22 protein-coding genes are annotated in these 25211 nt (G+C 72.5%); 12 read left to right on the top strand and 10 right to left on the bottom strand.

The window, feature by feature from the left end; genetic code table 11:
* Positions 1–22 precede the first annotated feature (22 nt).
* Positions 23–1210 carry a PP2C family protein-serine/threonine phosphatase gene (locus ACWDX6_RS28550; RefSeq protein WP_451487762.1) on the bottom strand — a complete coding sequence of 396 codons (1188 nt, stop codon included), beginning with the start codon at positions 1208–1210 and terminating at the stop codon, positions 23–25.
* Positions 1211–1315: 105 nt separating this feature from the next.
* On the opposite strand from ACWDX6_RS28550, the gene ACWDX6_RS28545 reads away from it, so the two are divergent.
* Entirely contained in the window at positions 1316–1822 is a 507-nt protein-coding gene (locus ACWDX6_RS28545) for a MarR family winged helix-turn-helix transcriptional regulator (protein WP_451487761.1), read from the top strand.
* A gap of 212 nt (positions 1823–2034) precedes the next feature.
* Here the strand turns inward: ACWDX6_RS28545 and ACWDX6_RS28540 are convergent, their stop codons facing one another.
* From ACWDX6_RS28540 to ACWDX6_RS28525, 4 genes are all read right to left on the bottom strand, one after another.
* Positions 2035–3249: a PP2C family protein-serine/threonine phosphatase gene (locus ACWDX6_RS28540; protein ID WP_451487760.1), complete on the bottom strand. Its 1215-nt coding sequence runs from the start codon at positions 3247–3249 to the stop codon at positions 2035–2037.
* Positions 3250–3289: 40 nt separating this feature from the next.
* Positions 3290–3658: an STAS domain-containing protein gene (locus tag ACWDX6_RS28535; protein WP_451487759.1), complete on the bottom strand. Its 369-nt coding sequence runs from the start codon at positions 3656–3658 to the stop codon at positions 3290–3292.
* 43 nt (positions 3659–3701) lie between these two features.
* On the bottom strand, positions 3702–6251 hold the full coding sequence (locus tag ACWDX6_RS28530) for a SpoIIE family protein phosphatase (protein WP_451487758.1): 2550 nt from the start codon (positions 6249–6251) through the stop codon (positions 3702–3704).
* A 115-nt stretch (positions 6252–6366) separates the two neighbouring features.
* Entirely contained in the window at positions 6367–10392 is a 4026-nt protein-coding gene (locus tag ACWDX6_RS28525; RefSeq protein ID WP_451487757.1) for a HAMP domain-containing protein, read from the bottom strand.
* 322 nt (positions 10393–10714) lie between these two features.
* Between ACWDX6_RS28525 and ACWDX6_RS28520 the strand changes: the two genes are divergently transcribed.
* From ACWDX6_RS28520 to ACWDX6_RS28485, 8 genes are all read left to right on the top strand, one after another.
* Complete coding sequence (locus ACWDX6_RS28520) at positions 10715–10942, top strand: DUF5133 domain-containing protein (RefSeq protein ID WP_356889324.1); 228 nt, start codon at positions 10715–10717, stop codon at positions 10940–10942.
* A 384-nt stretch (positions 10943–11326) separates the two neighbouring features.
* On the top strand, positions 11327–12184 hold the full coding sequence (bdeA, locus tag ACWDX6_RS28515) for a bis(hydroxyethyl) terephthalate hydrolase (RefSeq protein ID WP_451487756.1): 858 nt from the start codon (positions 11327–11329) through the stop codon (positions 12182–12184).
* A gap of 147 nt (positions 12185–12331) precedes the next feature.
* Positions 12332–15307 carry a LuxR C-terminal-related transcriptional regulator gene (locus tag ACWDX6_RS28510; RefSeq protein WP_451487755.1) on the top strand — a complete coding sequence of 992 codons (2976 nt, stop codon included), beginning with the start codon at positions 12332–12334 and terminating at the stop codon, positions 15305–15307.
* Positions 15308–15399: 92 nt separating this feature from the next.
* Positions 15400–15828 carry an ATP-binding protein gene (locus tag ACWDX6_RS28505; protein ID WP_451487754.1) on the top strand — a complete coding sequence of 143 codons (429 nt, stop codon included), beginning with the start codon at positions 15400–15402 and terminating at the stop codon, positions 15826–15828.
* Between the two features lie 104 nt (positions 15829–15932).
* Entirely contained in the window at positions 15933–16106 is a 174-nt protein-coding gene (locus ACWDX6_RS28500) for a CsbD family protein (protein WP_451487753.1), read from the top strand.
* Positions 16107–16224: 118 nt separating this feature from the next.
* Positions 16225–17577, top strand: a complete 1353-nt coding sequence (locus ACWDX6_RS28495; RefSeq protein ID WP_451487752.1) for a PP2C family protein-serine/threonine phosphatase — start codon at positions 16225–16227, stop codon at positions 17575–17577.
* Between the two features lie 2 nt (positions 17578–17579).
* Complete coding sequence (locus tag ACWDX6_RS28490; RefSeq protein ID WP_451487751.1) at positions 17580–17933, top strand: STAS domain-containing protein; 354 nt, start codon at positions 17580–17582, stop codon at positions 17931–17933.
* 136 nt (positions 17934–18069) lie between these two features.
* Positions 18070–19569: a phosphatase PAP2 family protein gene (locus ACWDX6_RS28485; RefSeq protein WP_451487750.1), complete on the top strand. Its 1500-nt coding sequence runs from the start codon at positions 18070–18072 to the stop codon at positions 19567–19569.
* Positions 19570–19589: 20 nt separating this feature from the next.
* Here ACWDX6_RS28485 and ACWDX6_RS28480 read toward each other — a convergent pair whose 3' ends face one another.
* From ACWDX6_RS28480 to ACWDX6_RS28460, 5 genes are all read right to left on the bottom strand, one after another.
* Complete coding sequence (locus ACWDX6_RS28480) at positions 19590–20540, bottom strand: aldo/keto reductase (protein WP_451487749.1); 951 nt, start codon at positions 20538–20540, stop codon at positions 19590–19592.
* Between the two features lie 94 nt (positions 20541–20634).
* Positions 20635–21228: a DUF6328 family protein gene (locus ACWDX6_RS28475; protein WP_451487748.1), complete on the bottom strand. Its 594-nt coding sequence runs from the start codon at positions 21226–21228 to the stop codon at positions 20635–20637.
* 29 nt (positions 21229–21257) lie between these two features.
* Positions 21258–21800 carry a VanZ family protein gene (locus ACWDX6_RS28470; protein WP_451487747.1) on the bottom strand — a complete coding sequence of 181 codons (543 nt, stop codon included), beginning with the start codon at positions 21798–21800 and terminating at the stop codon, positions 21258–21260.
* 127 nt (positions 21801–21927) lie between these two features.
* Positions 21928–22695, bottom strand: coding sequence for an NPP1 family protein (locus ACWDX6_RS28465; protein WP_451487746.1), 768 nt, complete (start codon positions 22693–22695; stop codon positions 21928–21930).
* 210 nt (positions 22696–22905) lie between these two features.
* On the bottom strand, positions 22906–23088 hold the full coding sequence (locus ACWDX6_RS28460; RefSeq protein WP_403294164.1) for a DUF6381 family protein: 183 nt from the start codon (positions 23086–23088) through the stop codon (positions 22906–22908).
* A gap of 217 nt (positions 23089–23305) precedes the next feature.
* Between ACWDX6_RS28460 and ACWDX6_RS28455 the strand changes: the two genes are divergently transcribed.
* The 3 genes from ACWDX6_RS28455 to dnaK all read left to right on the top strand — a co-directional run.
* Positions 23306–23509: a hypothetical protein gene (locus tag ACWDX6_RS28455; protein ID WP_451487745.1), complete on the top strand. Its 204-nt coding sequence runs from the start codon at positions 23306–23308 to the stop codon at positions 23507–23509.
* A gap of 80 nt (positions 23510–23589) precedes the next feature.
* On the top strand, positions 23590–23985 hold the full coding sequence (locus ACWDX6_RS28450) for a DUF2267 domain-containing protein (protein ID WP_451487744.1): 396 nt from the start codon (positions 23590–23592) through the stop codon (positions 23983–23985).
* A 51-nt stretch (positions 23986–24036) separates the two neighbouring features.
* The coding region (dnaK, locus tag ACWDX6_RS28445; RefSeq protein ID WP_451487743.1) for a molecular chaperone DnaK at positions 24037–25211 on the top strand (1175 nt) is incomplete at its 3' end.

Genomic DNA, 25211 nt, shown 5'->3' with positions numbered 1-25211 from the left:
ATGCCCGCCCGTTCCATTCCGTTCACATCCGAGAAATGTGGACGGGGCGGGCCTGGCGTGGTTCCGGGCCGTGCCAGTCCAGGCACAGGACGAGGATGTCGTCCGGCGTCGCGCGTCCGGACTCCCGCAGCGCCCGGACGACGGAGCGGGGGGTCTCCGCGCAGGCCAGGTGCCGCGTGGATTCGATCGCCCGGGCCACCGGCAGGTCCGGAGCGCCGTCGTCGCCCGCTCCGGCGGGCTCGGCGGGGTCGCAGGCGAGGAAGACGAGCCGGTCGCCGGGGCGGACGCACAGGCGCTGGGCCGCGTAGACGGTGTCCTCGAACATGCCGAGGGGGAGCTGGCGCTCCAGTTCCAGCCGCTCGGTGACGGCGCCGCGGAGGCGCCAGACCGTCGGTGAGCCGGCGTCGACGACCTGCACCTCACCGGTGGCGCGCGCGAAGCTCATCAGCAGGGCGGAGAGACATCCCTCTCCTCTGTACTGTCCGTAGAGCGCCTGGTCGGTCAGGCTGGCCTGGCCGACGACGTCGAGGCCGGCGCGGCGGGCGTTGCGGATGGCGTTCAGGGCGAGGTTGCTCACCAGGACGGCCTGGGTGCCGGGACCGGCGCCGTTGGCGACGACCAGGGTGAGCTCCTCCCCCGTCACGGACCAGTCGAGGACATGCCCGCCGGAGGAGTAGGCCGGCTCCCAGTACGCGTGCAGGTCGAACTCCTCGCCGACGCAGGCCCGCCCGGGCAGCAGGTCCCACTGCATCTCACCGGGGACGTTGAGGGCGCGCGCCCTGCGGGTCCGCCGGTAGACGTCGGTGTGGCGGTCGGCGACGCGCAGGGCGTGTCCGAGCATCTCGGCGATGGCGGCGAGGTCCTCGGTCGTCTCCGGCGTGGCCCGCTCCGCGGGCAGGTCGACCACAAGAACCCCACAGCGATCGCCTCGAACCGTCACAGGAAGGAACGCGGTCGCCGTGGGTCCGTCTCCGCCGGAAAGATATGGTTGCTGTGTGGAGAAGGCGTGACCCGCGGGCCCCGATTCCACGGTCACGGGCTGCGACCCGCCCGGAGCCTGCGCGGGCTCGACGGGGCGGAGTTCCGTGAGGCCGTAGTCGACGAGCAGGAGGTCGGCGGAGAACGCGGCGAACTGCTGTGCCAGATCGATACGGAGGGAGTCCAGGAGGCGGTGTGCCGGCGCCGCGCGCAGAGCGCGTTCCACTGTCACGCGTCGATCCACCGAATCCGTACCGCCTTCTGGAGAGATGTAGATGACCGGCGCGTCGCGAGACCGACGGCCTCGGCCCCGGACGCCTGAGGAGTGTCAGTAGCCATGGACACGAACCCCGCCCCGTCTCAGCGGGAGCCGCAGGAGACGACGGAGGCAGCGCGGGAGCTCATCGAGCTCCTGGAGGTGTTGTGGGAACGCGGCCGGGACATGGTGTCGTCGACGCCCGTGTCGGCCTCTCAGCTCCGTGTGCTCTACAGCCTGGACCGCGAGGAGGGCATCAACCTCCGCGCCCTGGGCGAGCTGCTGGGCTCCGCGCCGCCTTCGGTGAGCCGCATGTGCGACCGGCTGGAGGCGCTGGGGTTCGTGCAGCGGCTGCCCAGTCCCGTCAGCCGCCGGCAGCTCGAACTGCACCTGACCGTCCGGGGCAAGGCGTACCTGCGGGACCTGCGGGTCCAGCGGGAGGAGTCCCTGCTGGCCGTCATCACCGCCATGACGCCGACGACCCGCAAGGCGCTGCTGCGCGGACTGACCGGGTTCCAGGAGGCGTTGGACAAGGAGAACCCGACTCCGCGCCGCAGCACGCCGCTCGGGAACGCCCGGTCCGCCTGACCAACGCCTGCCGTGATCGTCGTCCGGTCACGCGCCCCATGTCCCACTTGTCACCCTCTGGTCGCCTACGCCATGTCCACTCCCGGGCACGAGCCAGGTGTTGCACCAAGGATACATTTGCCGGACGGCAACTATTGACACATGGTCATGTGATTCCGGGCGGACCACCGAGGTCCGGGCCCCCGCGACGGCAGGCGGAGGGGCCCGGTCGGTCAGGCGTCGGCGTACTCCGGCGGCGCGCTCTGCCGCTCGTCGCCCGGAGCGTCGTCCTGGCGGCCCCGCCAGTCGAGGCAGACCACGAGCGCGTCGTCCTCCAGAGGGCTGCCCCCGTGGTACGCCGAGAGCTCGCGCAGGACGGCACCCGGCACCTGGGTGGGAGGCAGCAGCCTCGTCGAGGTGAGCGCCCGGGCGAGGGCACGTTCGCCGTAGCTCTCGCCTTCCGGGGACGCCGCGTCGTACACCCCGTCGCTCCCGAACAGCAGCCGGTCACCCGGAAGCACCGTGAAGCGCTCGGTGACGTAGACGGTGTCCTCGAACATCCCGAGCGGCAGCTGGGACTCGAACGAGACCCTCTCGACCGCGCGGTCCCGCAGCCGCCAGAGCCGGGGCGAACCGGCGTCCACGGCCTCCACCTCTCCGCTGGTGAGGTCGAAGCGCAACAGGAGGACGGAGACATAGGACCGGCCGCGGTACTGCGCGTACACGGCCTGGTCGGCGAGCGCCGCCTGGTCCGCGAGGTCGAGGCCCGCGCGGCGGGCGTTGCGCAGGGCGTTGATGGCGAGATTGGTCAGCAGGGCGGCCTCGATGCCCTCGCCCATCCCGTTGGTGACGGTCAGCGTCAGGTGGTCGGCCGACGCGGACCAGTCGTAGTTGTCGCCGAAGATGGCGTAGGCGGGCTCCAAGTGGGCCCCGAGCGAGAACTCGGGCCGGGCGCAGGACCGGCCCGGCAGGAGCTGCCACTGCATCTCGGCCGCCAGCGTCAGCCGGGCGGCCCGGCGCGCCAGGACGTACAGGTCGGTGTCGCGCTCCGCGACCAGGATCTCGTGGCCGAGCGCCTCGCAGATGTGCTGGAGCTCCCCCAGCTGCGGAAGGATGTCGTGGTCCTTCGCCACCGTCACCGTCAGGACGCCCATCCGGTCTCCCCTGATGGTGACCGGCAGGTGCGCCTGGACGGAGTCGGCCGTGCTCGACACGTACGGCTCCTGGGCACCGAAGGCACGGCCCTGCGGGCTGCTGTGGATGGGCACGGACCACTCCGCGTGGGGCTTGCTCCCCACCAGCTGGAGCGAACGCAGGCCGTAGTCGGCCAGCCGGAGTTCCACGTCCACGGCGCCGTAGTACGTCCGCAGAGCCTCCTCCACGACACTCATCAGCATGTGCGGAGCAGCCCGGCGCAGCGCCTGCTCGACAATGGCGATCTCGTCCACGTGCTCCCGCTTCTCTTTTTCCGCTCTGTTCCGTCCGGGACTATCTCGCGTGGCCGGCCGCCACGAGCGCCTGCGCCACATCGGCGTGCAGGGGCGTCGTCATCGTCAGGCCCGTGATCTCCAGAATGCGCCGTACGGCCGGGGTCGGCGCCACGAGATGGAGATCACCCCCGGACTCGCGGGCGTCGCGCGCCGCCCGGATCAGGACGTTCAGGCCGGACGAGTCCATGAACGCCAGGCGGGAGAGGTCGAGCACGAGGTGGCGGCGGCCGTGCACGAACTGGTTGGCCAGGTGGTGGTGGAGCAGCGTGGCCGTGTCGATGTCGAGTTCGCCGCCCACGGCCAGTACCGCCGTGTCGGTGTCGCGGATCTCGACCTCGACGTCCAGGTTCGCTTCTCGCTCGGTCATGGTCCTGCTTTCGGGGGTGAGGGAACGGATGGTGGGGCGGGGGTCAGGAGACCCGCACCCCGATCAGGCACGTGTCGTCGTCCGTGTCGGACTTGCTGTGGGTCAGCAGGGTGTCGAGCCGGCGTTCCAGGGTGTCGGCCGGCGCCTGAGCGGAGGCGATGAGCTGGGCCAGGGAGTCGTGCACGGCCGTGTCCCGGCGCTCGACCAGACCGTCGGTGTACATCAGCACCGTGTCCTCCGCCTCCAGCTGGATCTCCGCCTCCTCGTACTCGGCCTCGGCGAGGGCGCCCAGGAGCAGCCCCTTCAGCAGGGGCAGCGTCGTGGCTCCGGTGCCGCGCACCAGGACGGGGGGAAGGTGCCCTGCCCTGGCCCAGCGCAGCGTACGGGTTTCGGGGTCGAAGACGCCGCACACGGCGGTGGCCGTGACCTGTTCGGTGAGGTGGTGCGCCACGATGTTCAGCCAGGAGAGCAACTGCGCGGGGCCCGCTCCGGTCACGGCGAGGCCGCGCATCGCGTTGCGCAGCACGACCATCCCGGTGGCGGCCTCGATGCCGTGGCCGGCGATGTCCCCGACGCACAGCAGGACCTTCTTCGACGGCAGCACCACGGCGTCGTACCAGTCACCGCCCACCAGGGACTCCGTCTCCGCGGGCCGGTAGCGCACCGCGATCTGCAGGCCCGGGGCGTCGAGCGGGCCCCTGGTGGGCGGCATGATGGCGTGCTGCAGCTGGAGCGCCAGCCGGTTGCGCTCCGCGGACTCCTGCTCCGTGACGGCGAGCCGGTCACGGGTCGCCGCCAGGGCGACCTCCGTCCAGTGCTGCGAGGAGATGTCCTGATAGGCACCCCGTACGGCGAGGAGGCGCCTGTCCGGACCGAGGACGGGTTCGGCGATCACCCGGATGTGCCGGGTCACCCCGTCGGGCCGCAGCAGGCGGAAGGCGGCCGAACTCGCGCGCCGGTGGTGCAGGACCGCCTGGAGGAAATGGCCGATGGTGTCGGCGTCGTCCGGATGGGCATGGGCGGCCAGGTCCCGCAGGGGCACGGGCGCCTCGCCGAATTCTCTGCCGTACAGGTCGAAGAGCTGCCCGTTCCAGGTGATCTCGCCCGTCAGGACGTTCTCCTCGAACCCGCCGATGCGGCCGAGGCGCTGGGCGTGCTGCAGCAGACTCGCGAGCCGGGCCGTCTCGTCCTCGATGCGCCAGATGAGCAGCACACCGCCGCCGTGGCGGCTGATGCTGAGGTCGGCGGCGGAGGCGAGGGGCACCTGGTCCACCAGGGCGGTGAGCGGCGCACGGCGGGCGCGGAAGGGTTCGCCGGTGGCGTAGACGCGCTCGATCCGCTCGAAGAGCTCGCTGTGACCGGCCGCCGTGGGGTACGCCTCCAGGAGCAGGGACCCGTCGACGGCGCTCCTGGGCCGGCCCGCCGGGTCCTGGAAGTGGTCGTTGGCATGGTGGATGCGGAAGTCGCGCAGATAGCCGTCCGCGTCCAGGTGGGGGGTGAGGACGAGGGCGGGGTCGTAGAGGCCGTCGGAGAGGTCCACCAGTTCGGAGACTCCCGGCGGCTCGTGCGAGGGCGCCGGCCCCGGGTCGCCGACGAGGTTGTCCAGCGTGTGGGCGCACAGCTCGGCCAGCGCTTCGATCTGGCGCTCCACGGCCTGCGGCTGCCGCTCCAGCGGCTGGGGCCAGCAGATCTCCAGGACGCCGAGGATCCGTCCGCCGGTTCCGGCGGGCACCACCACGCGGCCGCCGTCCGGGTTCCGGGCGGAGCCGATGGAGGGAATGCCGGTGGCCCCGAGCGAGGGGAACCAGACGGTGCCGCGCTCGGTGAGGGCCTGGCGCGCCGCGGTCGCCACCCCCGGGGGGACGTAGCGCCAGCGCGCGGGTTCGTCGGCGCCGAAGCCCGCGTGGCCGCAGAGGCTGAGAGAGGCGTCGGATCCCGCGGTCCACACGGCGACGGCCGTGGCTCCCAGCGGCGCGAGCGCGTGGGCGAGGAGGGACTCGGCCACCGCCTGGGTGTCGCCGGCGTTCAGGGCGGCGCTCTCGGCCGTGCGCAGCCGGACGGCGACCGACGGTCCGGACCCCTCGTCCCCGTCCGGTCCGCCGCCCTCCGGTTCGCCGACCGCACGCCGGACGAAGTCCTCGGCGACCTCGGCGACGCGGTCGTGGGCGGCCTGGTTGACGATGTCGGCGGCCAGCTCCAAGGGGGAGAGCCCGGCCTGGGCCGCGAGTTCGGCGAGTTGCAGGGCGGCCTGCGCCGGGCCGCACCGCAGCCGCTCGACGATCACGCCCTTGGCCAGTTCGATCAGGGCCCGTCCGTCGGCCGCGGCGTGCGCGGCCCGTACCTCCCCGCGAAGCCGTTCCACCGTCGCGGCCAGCCGGCCGACGGTGGAGTGCTGGTCCGACAGGGCGTCCTCCTGGTAGGAGGCGGCGTCGCCGTGCGGGCCGCCGCCCGCCGCGCTCCGGGGCGCCGGCACCGCCCCGCCTGCCGAGGCGGGCCGGACGGTCCCGGCTGCCGGTGCGGGCGGCGACGGCCGGGTGCCGTCGCCGAGGGGACGTGCGACAGGGTCTCCGCCGTGGTCGGGGGGAGCACTCATGGCGCGGACTCCTCGGGTGGGACGGCCTCGGGGGCCGGAGGGACGGACGGGCGGTACACGACGGCTGTGCGGTCGGGGGCGGGCGGCGCGCTGCGGGCCGGGTTGTGGACGCGGTTCACTGCCCGGCGCACAGCCACCGGCGGATGCAGGCGATCAGCTCGTCGGAGTCGACGGGCTTGGTGACGTAGTCGCTGGCGCCGGCGGCAAGGCTCTTCTCCCGGTCCCCGGGCATCGCCTTGGCGGTGACCGCGATGATCGGCAGTCCGGCATGGGCCGGCATCTGGCGGATCGCGGCGGTGGCGGCGTAACCGTCCATCTCGGGCATCATCACGTCCATCAGGATCAGGTCGATGCCGGGATGGGCGGCGAGCGCGTCGATGCCCTTGCGGCCGTTCTCCGCGTGCAGGACCTTCATGCCGTGCAGCTCCAGGATGCCGCTGAGGGCGTAGAGGTTGCGGGCGTCGTCGTCGACCACGAGCACCGTACGGCCGTGCAGGGCGGCGTCGACGGTCTGCGGGGCGGGCTGCCGCTGGTCGCCGCGGAGCAGGGGGACGACGTCGCCCGGCCGGTCGGCGAGCAGGTGCAGGGCGATCCGCTCACGGAGTTCGTCGAGGCTGGACAGCAGCTCCAGGGGCCGCTGGCGGGCGCGTGACTGCAGGCTGTGCTCGTGCTCGGCGGTGAGCCTGCGGTTGTTGTGGGCGAGTACGGGAACGGTGCGCAGGGCGGCGTCCCCGTCCATGGCGTCGAGGAAGTTCAGGGCCTCGTCGTCCGCCATGTCGAGTTCCAGGACGACGCAGTGGAAGGGCTGGGTGGCGAGGGCGGTCGCGGCCTCCTGGGGTCCCACGGCCGTCATCACCTCGATGCCTCCCCGGTCGGTGAAGTCCCGGCTGTCGGCCAGTTCGGCCACGGCGTTCTCGGCGACCAGTGAGAGGAGGCCTCGGGGGCGCTCCTCGATCACCAGCAGGCGCCGGGGCTGGCGTGCCTGCGGGGCGGCGGGCAGCGCGGGACGGCCGGCGCGGGCACCGGCCTGCACCTCCGCGGGCTCCGCCGTTTCGGCGCCCTGCCCGTCCTCGTGAGCGGCCTGGGGCTGGAAGTCGGCCCGGGCGACGGGCAGGTAGAGCGTGAAGGTGCTGCCCTCCCCGGGCTCGCTCTCGGCCGTCAGGGCGCCACCGAGCAGATAGGCGATCTCCCTGCTGATGGACAGCCCGAGGCCGGTGCCGCCGTACTTGCGGTTGGTCGTCCCGTCGGCCTGCTGGAAGGCGCCGAAGATGGCTTCGAGGTGCTCGCCGGCGATGCCGATGCCGGTGTCCTTGACGCGGAAGGCGACGACGGCGCCGCCGCGGTGCACGGTGCCGGGCAGTTCGTCGTCCGCGGCCGGCTCGATGCGCAGTTCCACGCTGCCGCGCTCGGTGAACTTGACGGCGTTGGAGATGAGGTTGCGCAGCACCTGCCGCAGCCGGGAATCGTCGGTGACGAGGTCCACGGGCACGCCGGCCGCGGTGGAGACGGTGAAGGCGAGGTTCTTCTGCGTGGTGAGGGGACGGAACGTCGCTTCGACGTAGTCGAGGAGCTGCCGCAGCGCGACCCGTTCGGGGTTGAGTTCCATCTTCCCGGCCTCGACCTTGGACAGGTCGAGGATGTCGTTGATCAGCTGCAGCAGGTCGGAGCCCGCGGAGTGGATGATGCCGGCGTACTCGACCTGCTTGGCGGTGAGATTGCGGGTCGGGTTCTGCGCGAGCAACTGGGCCAGGATCAGCAGGCTGTTGAGCGGGGTGCGCAGTTCGTGGCTCATGTTGGCGAGAAACTCGGACTTGTACTTCGACGCCAGAGAGAGCTGCTGGGCGCGGTCCTCGAGTTCCTGCCGGGCCTGCTCGATCTCCAGGTTCTTGGCCTCGATGTCGCGGTTCTGGGAGGCCAGCAGGGCCGCCTTCTCCTCCAGTTCGGCGTTGGAGCGCTGCAGCTCCTCCTGCTGCACCTGGAGCTCCTCGGAGCGGACCCGCAGCTCGTCGGCCAGCCGCTGCGACTCGCCGAGCAGTTCGTCGGTACGGGCGTTGGCGACGATCGTGCTGACGTTGACGCCCACGGTCTCCATGAGCTGTTCCAGGAAGTGCCGGTGCACGGAGGTGAACGGGGTGAAGGAGAGCAGCTCGATCGCGCCGAGGACCTGGTCCTCGACCACGATCGGCAGCACGATCAGGCTGCCGCGGGTGGAGCTGCCGAGTCCGGAGGAGATGGTGGCGTAGTCGCCGGGGACGTCGTCGGCGGCGATGATCCGGCGGCTGCGGGCGGCCTGCCCGACGAGGGACTCCCCCAGCCGGAAGCGGCGGTCGGCCGGGCTGCCGGCGGGGCGGCCGTAGGAGCCGACGATGCCGAGCTCGATGCCGTCGGGTCCGTCCTCCGCGAGGTAGAACGCGCCGTACTGGGCGGAGACGAGAGGGGTGAGCTCGTCCATGACGAGTTCGGCGACGACCGCCAGGTCGCGGTGGCCCTGCATCAGCGCCGAGATCCGGGCGAGGCTGGACTTGAGCCAGTCCTGCTCCTGGTTGGCCCGCGTGGTCTCCCGGAGCGAGCCGACCATCGAGTTGATGTTGTCCTTGAGTTCGGCGACCTCGCCGGAGGCGTCGACGGTGATCGAGCGGGTGAGGTCGCCCTCCGCGACCGCGCTCGCGACCTCGGCGATGGCGCGGACCTGCCGGGTGAGGTTGCCGGCGAGTTCGTTGACGTTCTCCGTGAGTCTCTTCCAGGTGCCGGAGACGCCCTCGACCTCGGCCTGACCGCCGAGGCGGCCCTCGCTGCCGACCTCACGGGCCACGCGGGTGACCTCGGCGGCGAACGAGGACAGCTGGTCGACCATCGTGTTGATCGTCGTCTTCAGCTCCAGGATCTCGCCCCGGGCGTCGACGTCGATCTTCTTGGACAGGTCGCCGTTGGCGACCGCGGTCGTGACCTGGGCGATGTTGCGGACCTGCCCGGTCAGGTTGTTCGCCATCGAGTTGACGTTGTCCGTGAGGTCCTTCCAGGTGCCGGCGACGTTGGGCACCCGGGCCTGGCCGCCGAGCCGGCCCTCGGTGCCCACCTCGCGGGCGACGCGGGTCACCTCGTCGGCGAAGGCCGACAGGGTGTCCACCATCGTGTTGATGGTGTCGGCGAGGGCGGCGACCTCGCCCTTGGCCTCGACCGTGATCCTGCGGGACAGGTCGCCCCTGGCCACGGCGTTGGCGACCTGGGCGATCGAGCGCACCTGGCCGGTGAGGTTGGACGCCATCACGTTGACGTTGTCCGTGAGGTCCTTCCAGGTCCCGGAGGCGCCGCGCACGGTGGCCTGGCCGCCGAGGTTGCCCTCGGTGCCCACGTCGCGGGCGACGCGGGTGACCTCGTCGGCGAAGGCGGACAGCTGGTCGACCATCGTGTTGATGGTCTCCTTCAGCTCCCGGATCTCGCCGCGCGCGTCGACGCTGACCTTCTGCGAGAGGTCGCCCTCGGCGACGGCGGTGGCGACCTGCGCGATGGACCGCACCTGGGTGGTGAGGTTCCCGGCCATGGAGTTGACGGAGTCCGTCAGGTCGCGCCAGGTGCCGGAGACGCCCTTGACGTCGGCCTGGCCGCCGAGGATGCCCTCCGTACCCACTTCACGGGCCATGCGGGTGACCTCGTCGGCGAACGAGGACAGCTGGTCGACCATCGTGTTGATGGTGTTCTTCAGCTCCAGGATCTCGCCCCGCGCGTCCACGTCGATCTTCTGCGAGAGGTCGCCCTTGGCGACGGCGGTGGCGACCTGGGCGATGTCGCGGACCTGGGTGGTGAGATTGCCGGCCATCGCGTTCACGGAGTCGGTGAGGTCCGCCCAGGTGCCCGAGACACCGGGGACGACCGCCTGGCCGCCGAGTGTCCCCTCCGTACCGACCTCCCGTGAGACGCGGGTCACCTCCGAGGTGAAGAGGGAGAGCTGGTCGACCATGCCGTTGAACACGGCGGAGATCTCACCCATCAGACCGTCGGCGTCGTCCGGCAGCCGGGTGCCGAAGTCTCCGTCCCGTACGGCGGTGAGGCCCACCAGGAGCTGCCGCAGTTCCGGCTCCTCCACGACGGCCGGTCCAGGCCGCCGTGCCGCTGAGGAGCTCTTGATCGTCGTCTCGGACATGACCCACCCTCGTTGGCTTCATCGACAGTCGCCGAGGGGCTTGCACAGTGCCGTGCCCCGCGGCCGGGACACCGCCCCTCCCGTACGCCTCCGGCACAGACCGTTGTCGTACGGCAATAAAGGCGAGCCTACCCCGCGTGATCGGCGGGAGGGAGACGGGTGGGAGTCACCGGAGCGAGCCGCTCCGGGCCCGCGCCCCGCTCTCGGGGCCGCGTACGCCCGCCGTACAAGCCCGCGTACGCCCCGCATACAAACGGAGAGCCGGGGTACGCGGCGGTTCGAACCGGGCGGTCGGCGCCCTGACGGCGAGGGGAGTTGCACTGTGTTGATGGCCCATCCTGCGGTGCTGAGCAACCTGATCGAGCAGTACGAGACGCTGCGGGTGCTGCACGCGGAGAACGGGAGCGCGGAGGTACGGCAGCGCATGGACGACATCGCGTACACGCTGTGTGTCTCCACCGGCACACGCGATGTGGACACGGCACTGATCGCCGCCCGCCATCGCCTGCCGGGCGCGCGGCCCGAGGACGACTCGGTGCTCATGGCCTGACGGGCCGCGCAGCCCGACAGCTCGTAGAGCCGGAGAGCCGTAGATCCCGTAGATCCCGGAGAGCCCGGAGAGCCTGGAGAGGCCGGAGCGAAGAGCCGGAAAGGCTCGAACGGCTCCCATCCGGTGGCCGAATCCGGCACATCCCGACGAGGGTGTGCCGGATTCGGCGCGTTCCGGGGCCGGCCGCGCCCGGACGCTCCTCTCAGGAGAGACGCCTCACAGGAGAGACGCCTCACAGGAGTGGTGGCGAAGCCGCGCCACGACCGGCGATTTCGCCGATGCCTTCGTCCCTCGTTGCCCGGACATTGACCGGGCCAGTCATTCCACGGCCGCTCCCGGCCGCCTCGGGAGCCGCCGCACACGACACGAGAGGACGACTCCGTCGTGAAACGACACCTCGCCGCCGCCGCGGCCGTCTGCTGTCTCACGGTACTCACCGCCCCCGGCGCCCGGGCCGCGGACAACCCCTACGAGCGCGGCCCCGCGCCCACCGTCGCGAGCATCGAGGCGCCGCGCGGCCCGTACGCCGTCGCCGAGACCCGCGTCTCCTCCCTCGCCGTCACCGGGTTCGGCGGCGGCACCGTCTACTACCCCACGTCGACCGCGGACGGGACCTTCGGGGCGGTGGTGATCTCGCCCGGTTTCACCGCGACCCAGTCGTCCATCGCCTGGCTGGGCCCGCGGCTCGCCTCCCAGGGCTTCGTCGTCTTCACCATCGACACGAACACCACGATGGACCAGCCCGACAGCCGCGGCCGTCAGCTCCTCGCGGCGCTCGACCACCTGACCCAGCGCAGCGCGGTCCGCGGCCGGATCGACGGCACCCGGCTCGGCGTGATGGGGCACTCGATGGGCGGCGGAGGCGCGCTCGAAGCGGCCAAGAGCCGGCCTTCGCTCCAGGCCGCGATCCCCCTGACCGGCTGGAACACGGACAAGACGTGGCCCGAGATCAAGACCCCGACCCTCGTCGTGGGCGCGGACGGCGACACGGTCGCGCCGGTGTCCTCGCACTCGGAGCCGTTCTACGAGAGTCTGCCGAGCTCTCTCGACAAGGCGTACCTGGAGCTCAACGGCGCCTCGCACTTCACCCCGAACACGTCGGACACGACGATCGCGAAGTACAGCGTCTCGTGGCTCAAGCGGTTCATCGACAACGACACCCGGTACGAGCAGTTCCTCTGCCCGCTCCCCCGGCCCAGCCTGACCATCGAGGAGTACCGGGGTACCTGCCCGCACTCCTGACCCGTCCCCGCCCCGGACCGCGCTTCTGCTCCACGCTCGCGGCGACGAGCCGCTTGTGCGCGCTCACAGCACCGCGCCCCCAGGTGTGGGCCAGGGCCCACCCCTGGGGGCTGTCGTCGGTCCCTACGGGGCAGTAGCGTGACGGCCGTGAGCGGAGGGACGAACGCGGCCGCTGCTCCGCGGCTGCACGACCGCACGACCGAGCTCGCCGCGGTGGCCTCGCTCTCGGCCCGCGTCGGCGCCGGGGCGAGCGGCGTACTGCTGATCACCGGCGGCCCGGGAACGGGTCGCACGGCGCTCCTCCACCACGCGGCGCGGAGTTTCGCCGGTACGGCGCGCCTGGTCACCGCACCGCCCGGCAACAAGGTCCCGTGGAGCGGGGTGCGGGGCCTGCTGTCCGCGCTCGGTCCCGGGCCGTCGGCGGCCCGGCGCGCCCTGCGGGTGGCGCGGGGTCCGGACGGAGTCGGCGCGGCCGTGGCGGGCCTCGCCCCCCAGCGGCCGCTGCTGCTGTGTGTGGACGACCACCACCTGTGGGACGCGCACTCGCGCGCCGCGCTCGCCTCGGCGCTGCGCGCCGGTGGCGGGCTCCCGGGTGTGGGGTGGGTGGTGTCGCTCGCCCGTCATCACCGGCCGCCGGACGTACCGGGAGCGCTGCTGCTGCGGCTGGGGCCGCTGAGCCGGGCGGGGGCGAGCGGTCTTCTGGACGACGTCTGTCCGGGCCCGCTCGCTCCCGACGTGCGGGAGCGGCTGCTCCGGGAGGCGGCGGGCCACCCCGGCATCCTGACCGCCACGGCCCGGCGCCTCTCGCCCGCGCAGCTAGCGGGCGACGCGCCCCTCCCCCGTCCGCTGACCGACGCGTGCGTCCTCACCGACGTGTACGGCGGGCTGCTCGACGCGCTGCCCGCCGAGTGGCGACGGCTGCTCGCGCTCGTGGCCGTCGCCGGCGAAGCGGGCACGGACCCGGCCACGGCGCGGCCCACGGTGGACGCGGGCGCCGTCCTGGCCGCCGCGCGGGCGACGCGTACCTCTCCGGAGGCGCTGGACGGACTGGTAGCGGACGGTCTGCTCGGCGGGGCGCGCCATGCGCTGCGCTTCGAGGACCCGTTCCTCCGCCGTGCCGTGCTCGCCGCGACACCGGCCTCCTGGCGCCGCTCGGCAGGGGCCCTCTTCGCGCCACGGCTGAACGACGGGGCGCCGTCGGACGGCACGGTGCTCGACCAGGCGGCGGAATTGCGGAGTCGTGCTCCCGGTGGCTCCGATCGCGGTGCGGTGGGTGCCGGTACGGCGAGCGGCGGACGGCGGGGCGCGCTGACGGGGGTGCGCGGCGAAGGGGACTCGGCCGCCGCCGCGCCGGCCTCGGACCGTGGCGCGCACCGACCGGTCACACCGCGGACGTCGCCCCTGCTCCGGGCACTCGGCCACCGGGCGGACCGGCTCCACGCCGCCGACGAGGTGCGCTCGCTCGCGGACGTGGTGCGCGGCCGGGCCGAACTCGTGCGCGGGCTCTCGGAGCTGGCCGATGGTCCGGCCGGTGACGCCCATCAGGCGCTGCTCCTGGCCTACGCGCTGCTGCGCGACGACGCCCCGCAGGAGGCGGCGGACGCCCGGCTGCTCGCCATGGAGGCCGCCTGGGCGGCGGGCGACCCCGCGGCCTGTCTGGTGGCGCTCGCCCCCGACGAGCCGGACGGCCCCAGGCACGGCGGCGGGCACGGCAGCGGGCATGGCACCGGGCTGCACCACACAGCCCGGCACGGCGACAGGGCCGGACACGACACGTCGCCGGACAACGCGGCTCAGGACCCCACAGCCCCCCACGGCGACACCGCCCGCCACCACCCGCCCCCGGGCGACGGCCGACGGCCCGGCGGCGCCGGCGCGGAGCGGGATTTCCTCGACGGGATGCGCGCGGCGCTCACCGCCCGGTTGCACGAGGCGCGGGCCCCGCTCGCGCGCGTGGTGGCGTGCGACGGTGAGGCCGACGAACCCCGGCTCCTGCTGCGCGCCGGGTCCGCCGCACTGGTCCTCGGGGACACCGCGTCGGCGGCCCGGATCCACACCCGGGCCCTCGCCCGGGTGCGGGCGGACGGCCGTACCGCCATGCTCCCCCGCGTGCTCGAGCATCTCGCCTATGCCGAGCTACGTGCCGGACGCCACGACCGGGCCGGCACGCACGCCCGGGAGGGCCTGCGCGCCGCCGAACTCACCGGCCAGCACAATGTGGCGGCCCATCAGCACGCCGTCCTGGCCCTGGTCGCCTCGGTCGCCGGCGACGCGGACTCCGTCGGCGACCATGCCCGGCAGGCGCTCGCGGTCGCGCGCCGCCACGGTCTCGCGCAGGCCGCCACGCTCGCCGAGTGGGCACTGGCCCGGACGGAGCTGGGCCGTGGCCTCGCCGCCCAGGCGGCGGCGCGGCTGGCGCGGCTGGTCCGCCCCGGACCCGGCGCCGGCCACTTCGCGCTGCGCATGCTCGTCGTGCCGTGCTTCGTGGAGGCGGCCGACGCGACGGGCCGGGCGGCCGAAGCGCGGCCGGCGGCCGAGGAGTTCGCCGCGTGGGCGGCCTACGGACTGGACCCGCAGGCTCCCGCCCAGCTGGCGCGCTGCCGCGCCCTTCTGGCGGCGGCGCCGGAGGACGCGGCGTACTGGTACGGCGAGGCGATGCGGCGGCACGACGCGTCCGGCAACGACTTCGAGCGCGCCAGAACCCTGCTCGCGTACGGCAAGTGGCTCCGGCGGCGCAGACGGCCGCTGGAGGCGCGCGTGCGGCTGAGCGACGCGCTCGTGACCTTCGAGCGGGCGGCGGCCGAGGTCTGGGCCGCCCAGGCGCGCGCGGAGCTGCGGGCCACGGGCGGAGCGGGCGGGGGCGCAGGCGGGCCGGCGGGTCCGGACGACCTGACGCCTCAGCAGCAGCGCATCGCCGCGCTGGCCGCCGAGGGCGCGACCAACCGGGAGATCGCCGGCCGGCTGTCCATCAGCCCCCGCACGGTCGACCACCATCTGCGGAACGTCTTCGCCCGGCTGGGCGTCCGGTCCCGGGTCGAGCTGTCGGGCGTGCTGGCGCGGGCCGCGAGGAGCGCGGACGAGCCCGCCGCCGTCCCGGGGCGCCCTTCCCGAGCCCGCAGGTGAGACGGGTCACCCTATGCCGTGTGTCACCTCCCCCAGGGCGGGAAGGCGAGCGGAGAGCGAATGCAGGGAAATCGGGAGGAAGGGTAACCAATATGCAGCCTCGCCATGAGGCAGGGCCCCATATGTCCACTCGTACGCGTCCCCTTGGGGTCCCGCCCCGCGACGGACCGGCGGTGCGCACCTCGGCCGAGGCCCGAGAGGCGACCAGGCGACGGCTCGCGAGCATCCGGCCGGTGGACCGGTCGCAGGTCGATGATCTGATGCTCGTCGTCTCGGAGTTGGTGACGAACGCCGAGCGGCACGCCGGGGGCGTCACCGGATTCCGCCTCGACCTGGCGCGTGACAGTGTCACGGTGTCGGTGACCGACGGGAGCGGCGAGCCCCCGACGGACCGGAGGACCGAAGCCCTGACGCCGGGCGGCTACGGCTGGCCCATCGTGCAGCACCTGTGCCGCGAGGTGATCGTGTCGGTGCACGGGGCCGGGAAGACGATCCGCGCGGTCGTACCCCTGGAGCAGTGAGAGGCAGGCGGGGAGCTTTTTCCGTCCGCGTGGTTTACGACCGCGATTCGAGGTCAGGCGCCCTCTCATCAGACGGGATCCACGGCACCAGGGAGTGATCAGACGTGTCCGGTGAGGAAAAGTCGAAGGCCAAGACCGAGCAGGCCAAGGGCAAGATCAAGGAAGCGGCGGGGCGGCTGACGGGCGACGAGCGCCTTGAGGCCGAAGGCCGGGGCGAGCAGGTCAAGGGCGACGCGCGGGACGCCAAGGAGAAGGCGAAGGACGTATTCAAGCACTGACCTCGTCCGGGCGGCGAAAGGGGCGGCTCCGCGGTGGCGGAGCCGCCCCCCTCCGCGCGCTCTTCCGCTTCCGCCGTGCGGCCCGGACAGAGGCCGACCGCTTCAGGAGCCTTCTTCGATGAACCACGGGACCACGGGACACGAACAGCCCGGCTTCCACTCACCCGCCGCCGCCTTCGAGTCCTATATGGCCGTGTTGGAGGACAGCGCGGAGGAACTGTACGAAACCGCCCCGTGCGGCTATGTGTCGATCCTGCTGGACGGCACGATCGCCAGGATCAACACCACCCTGCTGCAGTGGCTCGGGCTGAGCCGGAGCTCCGTGGTGGGCCGCATGGCCTTCGGCGACCTCCTCACCCCGGCGGGCCGGCTCTCGTACGAGGCGCAGCTCGCGCCCGCGCTCCGGCTGAACGGCGAGGTGGGCGGCGTCTCGCTGGAGTTGTCCCGGTCCGGTGAGCCGCTCCCGGTCCTGGCCAGCGCCATAGTGCGGTCGAGTTCCGACGGGCGGCCGCTGCTCGCGAGGATCACCCTGACCGACGCGCGGGACCGGCGCGCCTACGAGGTGGAGCTGCTGCGCAGCAGGGCCGAGGCCGAGGAGGCCCGCCGCGCGGCGGAGGCCGACCGGGCGCGGCTCCAGGACGCGTTGGCGGTGCTCCAGCGCAGCCTGCTGCCGGCGCGCCTGCCCTCCGTCCCGGGACTCGAGGCCGCTTCGTACTACCACACCGCCTCTCCCGACCGGCTCGGCGGCGACTTCTACGACCTGTTCCCGCTGGACGGGAAGCGCTGGGCCTTCTTCCTCGGGGACGTGTGCGGCAAGGGTCCGGAAGCCGCGGCGCTGACCTCGCTGACCCGGTACACCCTGCGGACGGCCGCGCTCCACGACTCCGACCCCGTCGCCGCTCTCCGTACGCTCAACACGGCGCTGACGGAGCAGAGTCCGGCGGGAGAGACCTGCTACTGCACCGCCGTGTTCGGCGTGCTCGAGCCTCAGGGCGAGAGCGGGTCCTTCGCCCTCGAACTGGCCTCCGGGGGCCACCCGCCCGCGCTCGTCCTGCGGAGCGACGGACGGGCGGATTTCCTGCCGACGCCGGGAGGACTGCTCGTCGGCATCCTTCCCGACGCGCAGTTCGTCGCCGCGCGGACGGTCCTGGAACCCGGTGACAGCGTGCTGCTGTACACCGACGGCCTCACCGAGGCCCGTACGGGAGCCGGTTACGATTTGTTCGGTGACGAGGCGCTGCGGGAGTTCGTCGCCGAGCGCACCCCGGCGACGCCCGCTCGGATCGTCACCGCCCTGACGGGGCTTCTGGAGAGCTTCGGCGACGGGCTGGGCGACGACACCGCCCTGCTCGCCCTGGGGGTTCCTCTCGACGGCCCCGCCGTCGAACGACGCTCCGTTGACCGAGGCTCCGCAGACCGAGACACTCGAGACCGAGACACTCCGGACCGACCCTCCGCCGATCGAGACTGATCATGACCATGCTGGACATCATCACCCGTACCACGCCCGCCGGTCCCGTCCTCACGCTCAAAGGCACCCTGGACTACGAGAGCGCGCCCCGCCTGCGCGAGGAGGTGCGGGCCGCCGATCTCACGCCCGGGTCCCTGCTCGTCCTGGACCTGACCGATCTCGACTTCTGCGACTCCAGCGGGATCAACACGTTCCTGACGGCCCGCAACACCGCCACGGCGGCGGGTGCCTCGATCGCGCTCGCGGCGGTGCCACCGCCGGTGGCCCGGGTCATCGGCATCGTGGGCCTCGACCAGATCTTCGCCATCCACCCCGACAGCGACAGCGCGGCGGACTCCCACCTCGCCCGCTCCTGACGAGGGTGTCGTCGCGGCGTACGGAGGAACACCAGGCGCCGTTTTCCGCGCCGGACGTGTCGTTCCGGCCGTGCCGGGTACGTTGGCGCTGGCCGGGCGCGTGTTCGAGCTCCGGATCCGACGACGAGGAGATGCGATGAGCCAGGTCGCCAGGGGTCGGCTGCGCGGGAGGTTCGGCCGGTTGGACCGCACGGTCTTCGGGCACGTGGCGAACCGTTCGTGGCCGGGAGCCGAGCCGGTCCTCCCCCGGCTCAGCCGGAGCGCGAACCACGGGCTGCTGTGGTTCGGGATCGCCGCCGGGATGTGGGCCTTCGGCGGACCTCGGGGGCGGCGCGCCGCGGTCCGCGGAGCGGCCTCCCTGGCTCTGGCGTCGGCCACCGTCAACACCCTCGCCAAGGGGGCCGTCCGGCGCGAACGTCCGCTCATCGACGCGGTGCCGCTGGTGCGGCGACTGCCCCATCAGCCGTTCACGAGCTCCTTCCCCTCCGGCCACGCCGCCTCCGCGGCGGCCTTCACCACCGGGGTCGCGCTGGAGTCGCGCGGCTGGGCGGCGGCCGTGCTCCCGGTGGCCGCCTCGGTCGCGTTCTCCCGTGTCTACACCGGAGTCCACTACCCGAGCGATGTGCTCGTGGGCGCCGGCCTGGGCGTGGGGGCGGCCTACGCGGTCCGGGGCCTCGCCCCGACCCGCGACCTGGTCGCCACACCCGCGCGGCCGCGCGTGCGGGTGCGCGCCCTCCCGGAGGGCGACGGCCTCGTCGTCGTGGCCAACGCCGCCTCCGGCGCCCAGCCGCAGCTCCTGGATCCCGTACGCCAGCTCCGGACGCTCCTGCCGCGGGCGGAGGTCATCCTGTACGAGGAGAAGACCGGCACGCTGGCGGAGGTGCTGGACACGGCCGCGGCCGAGGTGGCCGCCCGCGGGGGCGTACTGGGCGTCTGCGGCGGTGACGGCACGGTGAACGCGGCGGTGGAACCGGCCCTCCGCCACGGGGTGCCGCTGCTCGTCGTGCCCGGAGGCACCTTCAACCACTTCGCGGTGGACCTGGGCGTGGACACGGTGGCCGAGGCCTGCGCGGCGCTGACCGAGGGGCATGCGGTCCGCGCCGACGTCGGCCGAATCACGAGTGAGCCGGGCGGGTCGCGCGCGTACTTCCTCAACACCTTCAGTCTGGGTGTCTATCCGGAGCTCGTACGGCTCCGGGAGCGCTGGTCGCCCCGGCTCGGCGGGCCGCTGGCGTCGCTGCTCGGTGTGGTGCGCGTGCTGCGGACGTCACGGCCCCTGCGCGCGGAGGTCAACGGCAGGCGTGAGTCCCTGTGGCTGCTGTTCGTCGGCAACGGCGCCTACCGCAGCGTGGGCCTGGCCCCGCTGCGGCGCCACGACCTCGCGGACGGTGTCCTCGATGTACGGGTCGCGCACGGCGGCCGGTTCGCCCGCACCCGGCTGCTCGCCACGGCGGTGGCCGGAGGGCTGGCGAGGACGCGGCTGTACGCGGCGGCCCGGACCACGTCCCTGCGCGTCTCCGGACTGCCCGAGGGCACGGACATGGCGTACGACGGCGAGGTGGTTCCGGCTCCGGGCGCCTTCCGTCTGGACAAGCTGCCCGGCGCCCTGACCGTCTACCGCCCGCTCACCGACTGATCCGCCGCGCCCGGCCGCTCCTAGGGAAGTGCTGCGCCGCGGGCGGTCACCCACAGGGTGTACCACTCCTCGTGGCTCAGGCCGGGTTCATCGAGCGCGGCGTCCCGGCAGGCGCGGATGCGCTCGGGGTTCGACGTACCGATCACGGGCGCGACGCGCGCCGGGTGGCGCTGCAGCCACCGGAGCACGATGGTCTCCGGCGTGGTGCCCTTGGCCTTTGCGAGCGAGGCGACGAGTGCGGCGGTGGCCCGCTCCTGCGGGGTCTGCTGCCTTCCGGTGTACCGCCCCTGGGCCAGCGCTCCCCAGGCCTGGAGCGTGATGCCGTGGGCCAGGCAGTGCTCGACGGTGCCGGCGGGGAAGCCGTTGGCGGCGGACTCGGGTGTGTTGACGAGGACGGCGTCCTCCAGCCAGGCCCGCCGGTGCAGGCTCATCTCCAGCTGGTTGGCCACGAGGGGCAGCTCCGTGTGGGCCTGGAGCCGCGCGATCTGCGCCGCGTTCATGTTGGAGACGCCGAAGCGGCGTACGAGCCCCTGCCGGTGGAGCGAGGCCAGGGCCTCGCCGATCTCGGCGGGGTCGGCGAGCGGGTCGGGGCGGTGCAGCAGCAGCACGTCGAGCACGTCGGTGCGCAGTCGGTGAAGGCTCTCCTCGACCCTGCGCACTATGGAGGCCCCTCGCAGGTCGTACAGGCCGGGCCGGTCTCCGTCCGCGAGCCGGATGCCGCACTTGGTCTGCAGGGTGATCCGTTCCCGCAGTCCGGCCGAGCGGGCCAGGATCTCGCCGAAGACGGCTTCCGACTTTCCGTGCCGGTAGATGTCGGCGTGGTCGAAGGTGGTGATGCCGCTCTCGACGGCCGCTTCGACGGCCGTCGCGGCCACGTCGATGTCGGCGGCGGTGAGGGGGCTCGTGTCCCAGGCGCCCCCCAGGCCCATGCAGCCGAAGACGAGGCGGTCGGAGTTCTCAGGCGTGGTCACCGGGTCACCTTCGCACACGGCCGGCCGGGGGCCGTGGGCGCCTCCCGTGGAGGACGCGCCCGCGGCCCCGGCGACCAGGGAATGGGGCGCGGTGTCAGTCGTCGCGGGTGTAACGGGTGCGGACCCACAGGGGCAGGGCGAACCAGCAGAGCAGGTACCAGAGGAGTACGCCGGAGACCAGCCAGGGCACGTACGTGTCGTGAGTGGCCACCCGCAGTATGAGGAAGAGGGCCGATGTCAGTGTCGCCAGGAGCAGCATGAGCCCGGCGAAGGTGAGGCGTGAGGCCCACACCACGGCGTGCGCCTTGATGCGCCGTCCGGACACGATCCGGTGGAAGGGGACGGGTCCTATCAGCGCCCCCGTGGCCAGGGACCCGAGGACGACCGTGACGATGTAGATGGTCTTGTCCGTCTGTTCGAGGCCCTGGAAGTGCGGGGTGAAGGCCACCGTGAGGAGGAAGCCGAGGAGGATCTGCACGCCGGTCTGGGCGACCCGTATCTCCTGGATGAGTTCCTGCCAGCGCCGGTCCGCCCGCTCGTCCTCCGTCTCGGCCCGGCCGTCCGACCGCGCGTCCCGGGTGCCGGGGCGGCCGCCGTCCCGGGTGCCGGGGCGGCCGCCGTCCAGCGTGCCAGGGCGGCCGCCGTCCAGCGTGCCCGTCGGCGTGGTGTCGCCTTCTCGTTCGTACATGGAAGCCTCCTTCTGGGAAGACGGATCGGTCAGGTGCGGCGGAGCGACCACCAACGGGGCTTGCGCCGGGGGTGCACCGCCCTGCCCAGGCGGCGTCCCACCAGGGCGTACCCGAGGAGCGCGCCGGCCGTGTTCAGCAGCACGTCGTCGATGTCGAAGGCGCGCCCGGTGATCAGGGCGCCCTGGACGAGTTCGACGAGGAGCATCGTCGCCACCGTCAGCAGGGCGATCCGGACGAAGCCCCGGGTGCGGGGAGACACCACCGGCAGTAACAGCCCGAAGGGCACGCCGAGGAGGATGTTTCCGCCGAGTTGCTTGACCGTGTCCCGGAAGGCGGGCTGCGCGAGGTAGGCCCGGATCGAGTCGCCGGGCCGGAGGTTGGTGTGGGTGAGCGCGTCCGAGGCCGGCTCCGGCTGGAGGGTCAGCCGGGCCAGGACGACGCCGAAGGCCACCATCGCCGCCACCGCCAGCACCGCGAGGAAGACCCGGAGCCAGGTTCCGGGGCCGCGTCCCGGGTCCTCGTCCTCCGACCGATCGGCCGTGGCGCGGCGCCATCCGATGCGTGACGTCATGGTCCCCTCCCCCAAGTCCGGTGTCCTCCAGGAAGGTTGCGCATACCCCCGATGGACACCGGGACGCGTGGCGGAGAGGGCGGGCTTCCGGCCGGGCGCCGAACGCGCCGCGCGCCGGGAACGAGCGTCAGGCGTACGGGTCGAAGGGGATGGACGGCGGCTTGGCCTTCTGGAGGTGGGCGGCGAAGCTGCCGTCCTTCAGGCCGAACACGGCACTGCCGAAGTCGGCCCGGCTGAGCCGGTCCCGGAGATCGGCGGGGTAGCCGTTCCAGCCGACGAGGGCGGGGAACCGCCAGCCGCGGTAGTGGTTCTCCGGCGGCTCGTCGTTGGAGTCGGCGGGGCGGAAGCAGTGCGTGCCGATGCCGTCCTTGTGATAGACGATCTTGGGGTGTGTTCCGTCCCAGCGGATCCGGTCCCGGCCGTGGATGTCGAACGCTCCGTGCGCGGAGGTGGAGACGTAGCGGGCCTCGTTGTTCTGCACCCACACCACGACGTGCTCCCAGTCGTGGCGGTGGCCGCCCAGTCCGCTGCCCGCGACGGCCTGGTCCTTCTCGAAGTAGAGGCCGTACATGACCGCGCACCAGCCGTTGTTGCAGAGGGAGCGCGCGTATCCGTTGGTGTTGTCCAGGTCGGACGCGTCGCGGCACTGGCCGTTGAGGGCGCCGGAGGGGTTGAGGCCGCCGTTGACGGTCCCGTCGGGTCCGATGGCGGGGGTGGGGTAGCAGCCGTCCGTGTCGTAGTCGTAGGCGGGCTGGAAGGTCTGTTCCAGCCCGTCGGCGTCGCCGGGGAGGGCTCGCGGGGGCGCGGCCAGTGCGCTGCCGGGGACGGCGAGGACCAGCGCCATGGCGGCACCGAGGGTGAGCGACAACCTGCGGAACCGCGAACTCGTCTTCAAGGCGTGGCCTCCTGAGGGGAACGACGTGAGTGACACCAGCGTTTGACATGCCCATCTCAGACATGTCGAACCGCGGCGCCGCGTCGAGTTCCGGAGGTGTCCACGCGACGGAGGGACGGCCGACATCACGACGTCGCGCCCGCGTCACCTACGCGACCGGCCGGTGGCCGCCCCCTCCGGGGCCGCCACCGGCCGGTCGATCACAAGCCGTTACATCGGTTCGCCGATGCCCATCTCCGACTCGCGCCTGCTCTGCTCCTCGAGCCGCCGGGCCCGGTCCTTCAGCCGCTGACGCTCGTCCGGGTCGGTGGACCGCTCGGCGGCCTGCTCCATCTCCTGAGCCTTCTGGCGCAGCTGCTGCGCACGGCCACCGGTCTCTCCTGCAACGCTCATGATCACTCCTGAGATCTGGGGGTGAGCGGATGACCTCAGAGAAGCAGCGCCCCCTCACCCGCGCATCCCAGAGGGTCACCCACCGTCATCAGGCCAGGCAGAACGGCCCTCAGGGGTCACCCTCGCGAGGTCGGACGGGCCGCTTGTGAACAGCGATGGGCGGAAGCCGACGGGCGGCCGGGCTGCGCGGACGGCGAGGGCGTGGTCGGATCTGGTCATGGAGCGAGCAGAAGGCAGTGAGCGGACCCCTTCGGCGATGGCCGACCAGCGACGCGCCGCCCGGCTGGCCGTCGCCCTGCGCGCCACCGACCCGGCGGATCTGGAGCGCCTTCTCGACATGCTCGACCTGCGCCCCGATGTCGACCGCCTCTACTCCGGCGAGGACGCCGAGCACCCGCTGCCCGCCACTGATCACCCTTGAGTCGATGGTTGTCAAGTTTGGTACGGCGCGGTATATAACCAGTGTGTCCGACATATGCATTCCGCCTTGGGGAGGTGTCCATGCGTATGCAGTGGGACGCGCTGCTGGCCGCGGTCCAGGAACGGGGCGAGTACGGCTCGCGCGAGGAGGCCGAACGCGCCGCCCGCGTCGTTCTCGCTCTCCTCGGCGCGCATCTCGTGGGTGAGGTGAGGTCCGAGCTGGCCGAGCGACTCCCCGAGACGCTGGCCCTGGTCCTGCTCAACCCGCTCCAGGCACGCGAGCCGCTCCCGCCCGAGCGGTTCGTCCGGGCGACGGCCGCCTGGATCGAGGGGGCCACCGAGAAGACGGCGACCTGGGACGTCAGCTCCGTGCTCAGTGTCGTGGCCGACATCGCGGGAGACGACCTCATGAACCGGATCCTGCTTCAGCTCCCCGTGGGCTACGACCTGCTCTTCGGCCGCCCGCAGGCGATCTGATCCGGACAGCGGGATCCGGACGACTCCGTCCGCGCTGGAAAGGAGCGAGCGATGACACGCGCGGTGGGTATCGACCTGGGCACGACCAACTCCGTCGTCGCGGTGCTGGAAGGCGGCGAGCCCACGGTCGTCACGAACACCGAAGGAAACAGGACGACCCCCTCCGTCGTGGCCTTCGGCAAGGACGGACAGGTGCTGGTCGGGGACATCGCCAAGCGGCAGGCGGTGACCAACGTCGAACTCACCGCCCGGTCGGTGAAGCGGCACATGGGTGACGCGTCCTGGCGGTTCCCGGAGAGCGGCGAGGCGGCCGGAAAGCGGTACACCGCCCAGGAGATCTCGGCCCGTGTGCTGCAGAAGCTGAAGCGCGACGCCGAGGCGTACCTCGGGGAGGACGTGACCGATGCCGTCATCACCGTTCCGGCGTACTTCAACGACTCCCAGCGCACGGCCACGAAGGAGGCGGGCGAGATCGCCGGCCTCAACGTCCTGCGCATCATCAACGAGCCGACGTCCGCGGCGCTCGCGTACGGGCTCGACAAGGAGGAGGACCAGACGATCCTCGTCTTCGACCTCGGTGGCGGCACCTTCGACGTGTCGCTCCTGGAGATCGGCGAGGGACTCGTCGAGGTGAAGGCCACCAACGGCGACACGCTGCTCGGTGGTGACGACTGGGACCAGCGGATCGTCGACCATCTGGTGAAGCAGTTCCGTAACGGGTACGGCGTCGACCTCGCCAAGGACAAGATGGCTGTCCAGCGTCTGCGCGAGGCCGCGGAGAAGGCGAAGATCGAGCTGTCGTCCTCCACCGAGACGTCGATCAACCTGCCGTACATCACGGCCTCCGCCGAGGGTCCGCTGCACCTGGAGGAGAAGCTCACCCGGGCTCAGTTCCAGCAGCTCACGGCCGACCTTCTGGAGCGCTGCAAGGCACCGTTCCACAACGCGGTGAAGGACGCCGGTATCAAGGTGTCCGACATCGACCACGTGATCATGGTGGGCGGGTCGACCCGTATGCCCGCGGTGACGGAACTGGTCAAGGAGCTGACCGGGAAGGACCCGCACCGGGGTGTGAACCCGGACGAGGTCGTCGCCATCGGCGCCGCCCTGCAGGCCGGTGTCCTGAAGGGTGAGGTCAAGGACGTCCTGCTCCTCGACGTGACCCCGCTGTCCCTCGGTATCGAGACCAAGGGCGGCATCATGACCAAGCTGATCGAGCGCAACAC

The sequence above is a fragment of the Streptomyces sp. NPDC003027 genome, assembly GCF_053591435.1.
The sequence above is the reverse complement of the archived record's forward strand: the minus strand, read 5'-3'. Positions and strand labels throughout refer to the sequence as shown.

What these genes read in the sequence shown, in the direction of transcription:
- ACWDX6_RS28545 (WP_451487761.1), top strand. Translation starts at nt 1,316, where the DNA reads ATGGACACGAACCCCGCCCCGTCTCAGCGGGAGCCGCAGGAGACGACG.
- ACWDX6_RS28535 (WP_451487759.1), bottom strand. Translation starts at nt 3,658, where the DNA reads ATGACCGAGCGAGAAGCGAACCTGGACGTCGAGGTCGAGATCCGCGAC.
- ACWDX6_RS28530 (WP_451487758.1), bottom strand. Translation starts at nt 6,251, where the DNA reads ATGAGTGCTCCCCCCGACCACGGCGGAGACCCTGTCGCACGTCCCCTC.
- ACWDX6_RS28525 (WP_451487757.1), bottom strand. Translation starts at nt 10,392, where the DNA reads ATGTCCGAGACGACGATCAAGAGCTCCTCAGCGGCACGGCGGCCTGGA.
- ACWDX6_RS28505 (WP_451487754.1), top strand. Translation starts at nt 15,400, where the DNA reads ATGCAGCCTCGCCATGAGGCAGGGCCCCATATGTCCACTCGTACGCGT.
- ACWDX6_RS28495 (WP_451487752.1), top strand. Translation starts at nt 16,225, where the DNA reads ATGAACCACGGGACCACGGGACACGAACAGCCCGGCTTCCACTCACCC.
- ACWDX6_RS28490 (WP_451487751.1), top strand. Translation starts at nt 17,580, where the DNA reads ATGACCATGCTGGACATCATCACCCGTACCACGCCCGCCGGTCCCGTC.
- ACWDX6_RS28485 (WP_451487750.1), top strand. Translation starts at nt 18,070, where the DNA reads ATGAGCCAGGTCGCCAGGGGTCGGCTGCGCGGGAGGTTCGGCCGGTTG.
- ACWDX6_RS28475 (WP_451487748.1), bottom strand. Translation starts at nt 21,228, where the DNA reads ATGTACGAACGAGAAGGCGACACCACGCCGACGGGCACGCTGGACGGC.
- ACWDX6_RS28470 (WP_451487747.1), bottom strand. Translation starts at nt 21,800, where the DNA reads ATGACGTCACGCATCGGATGGCGCCGCGCCACGGCCGATCGGTCGGAG.
- ACWDX6_RS28460 (WP_403294164.1), bottom strand. Translation starts at nt 23,088, where the DNA reads ATGAGCGTTGCAGGAGAGACCGGTGGCCGTGCGCAGCAGCTGCGCCAG.
- ACWDX6_RS28455 (WP_451487745.1), top strand. Translation starts at nt 23,306, where the DNA reads ATGGAGCGAGCAGAAGGCAGTGAGCGGACCCCTTCGGCGATGGCCGAC.
- ACWDX6_RS28450 (WP_451487744.1), top strand. Translation starts at nt 23,590, where the DNA reads ATGCGTATGCAGTGGGACGCGCTGCTGGCCGCGGTCCAGGAACGGGGC.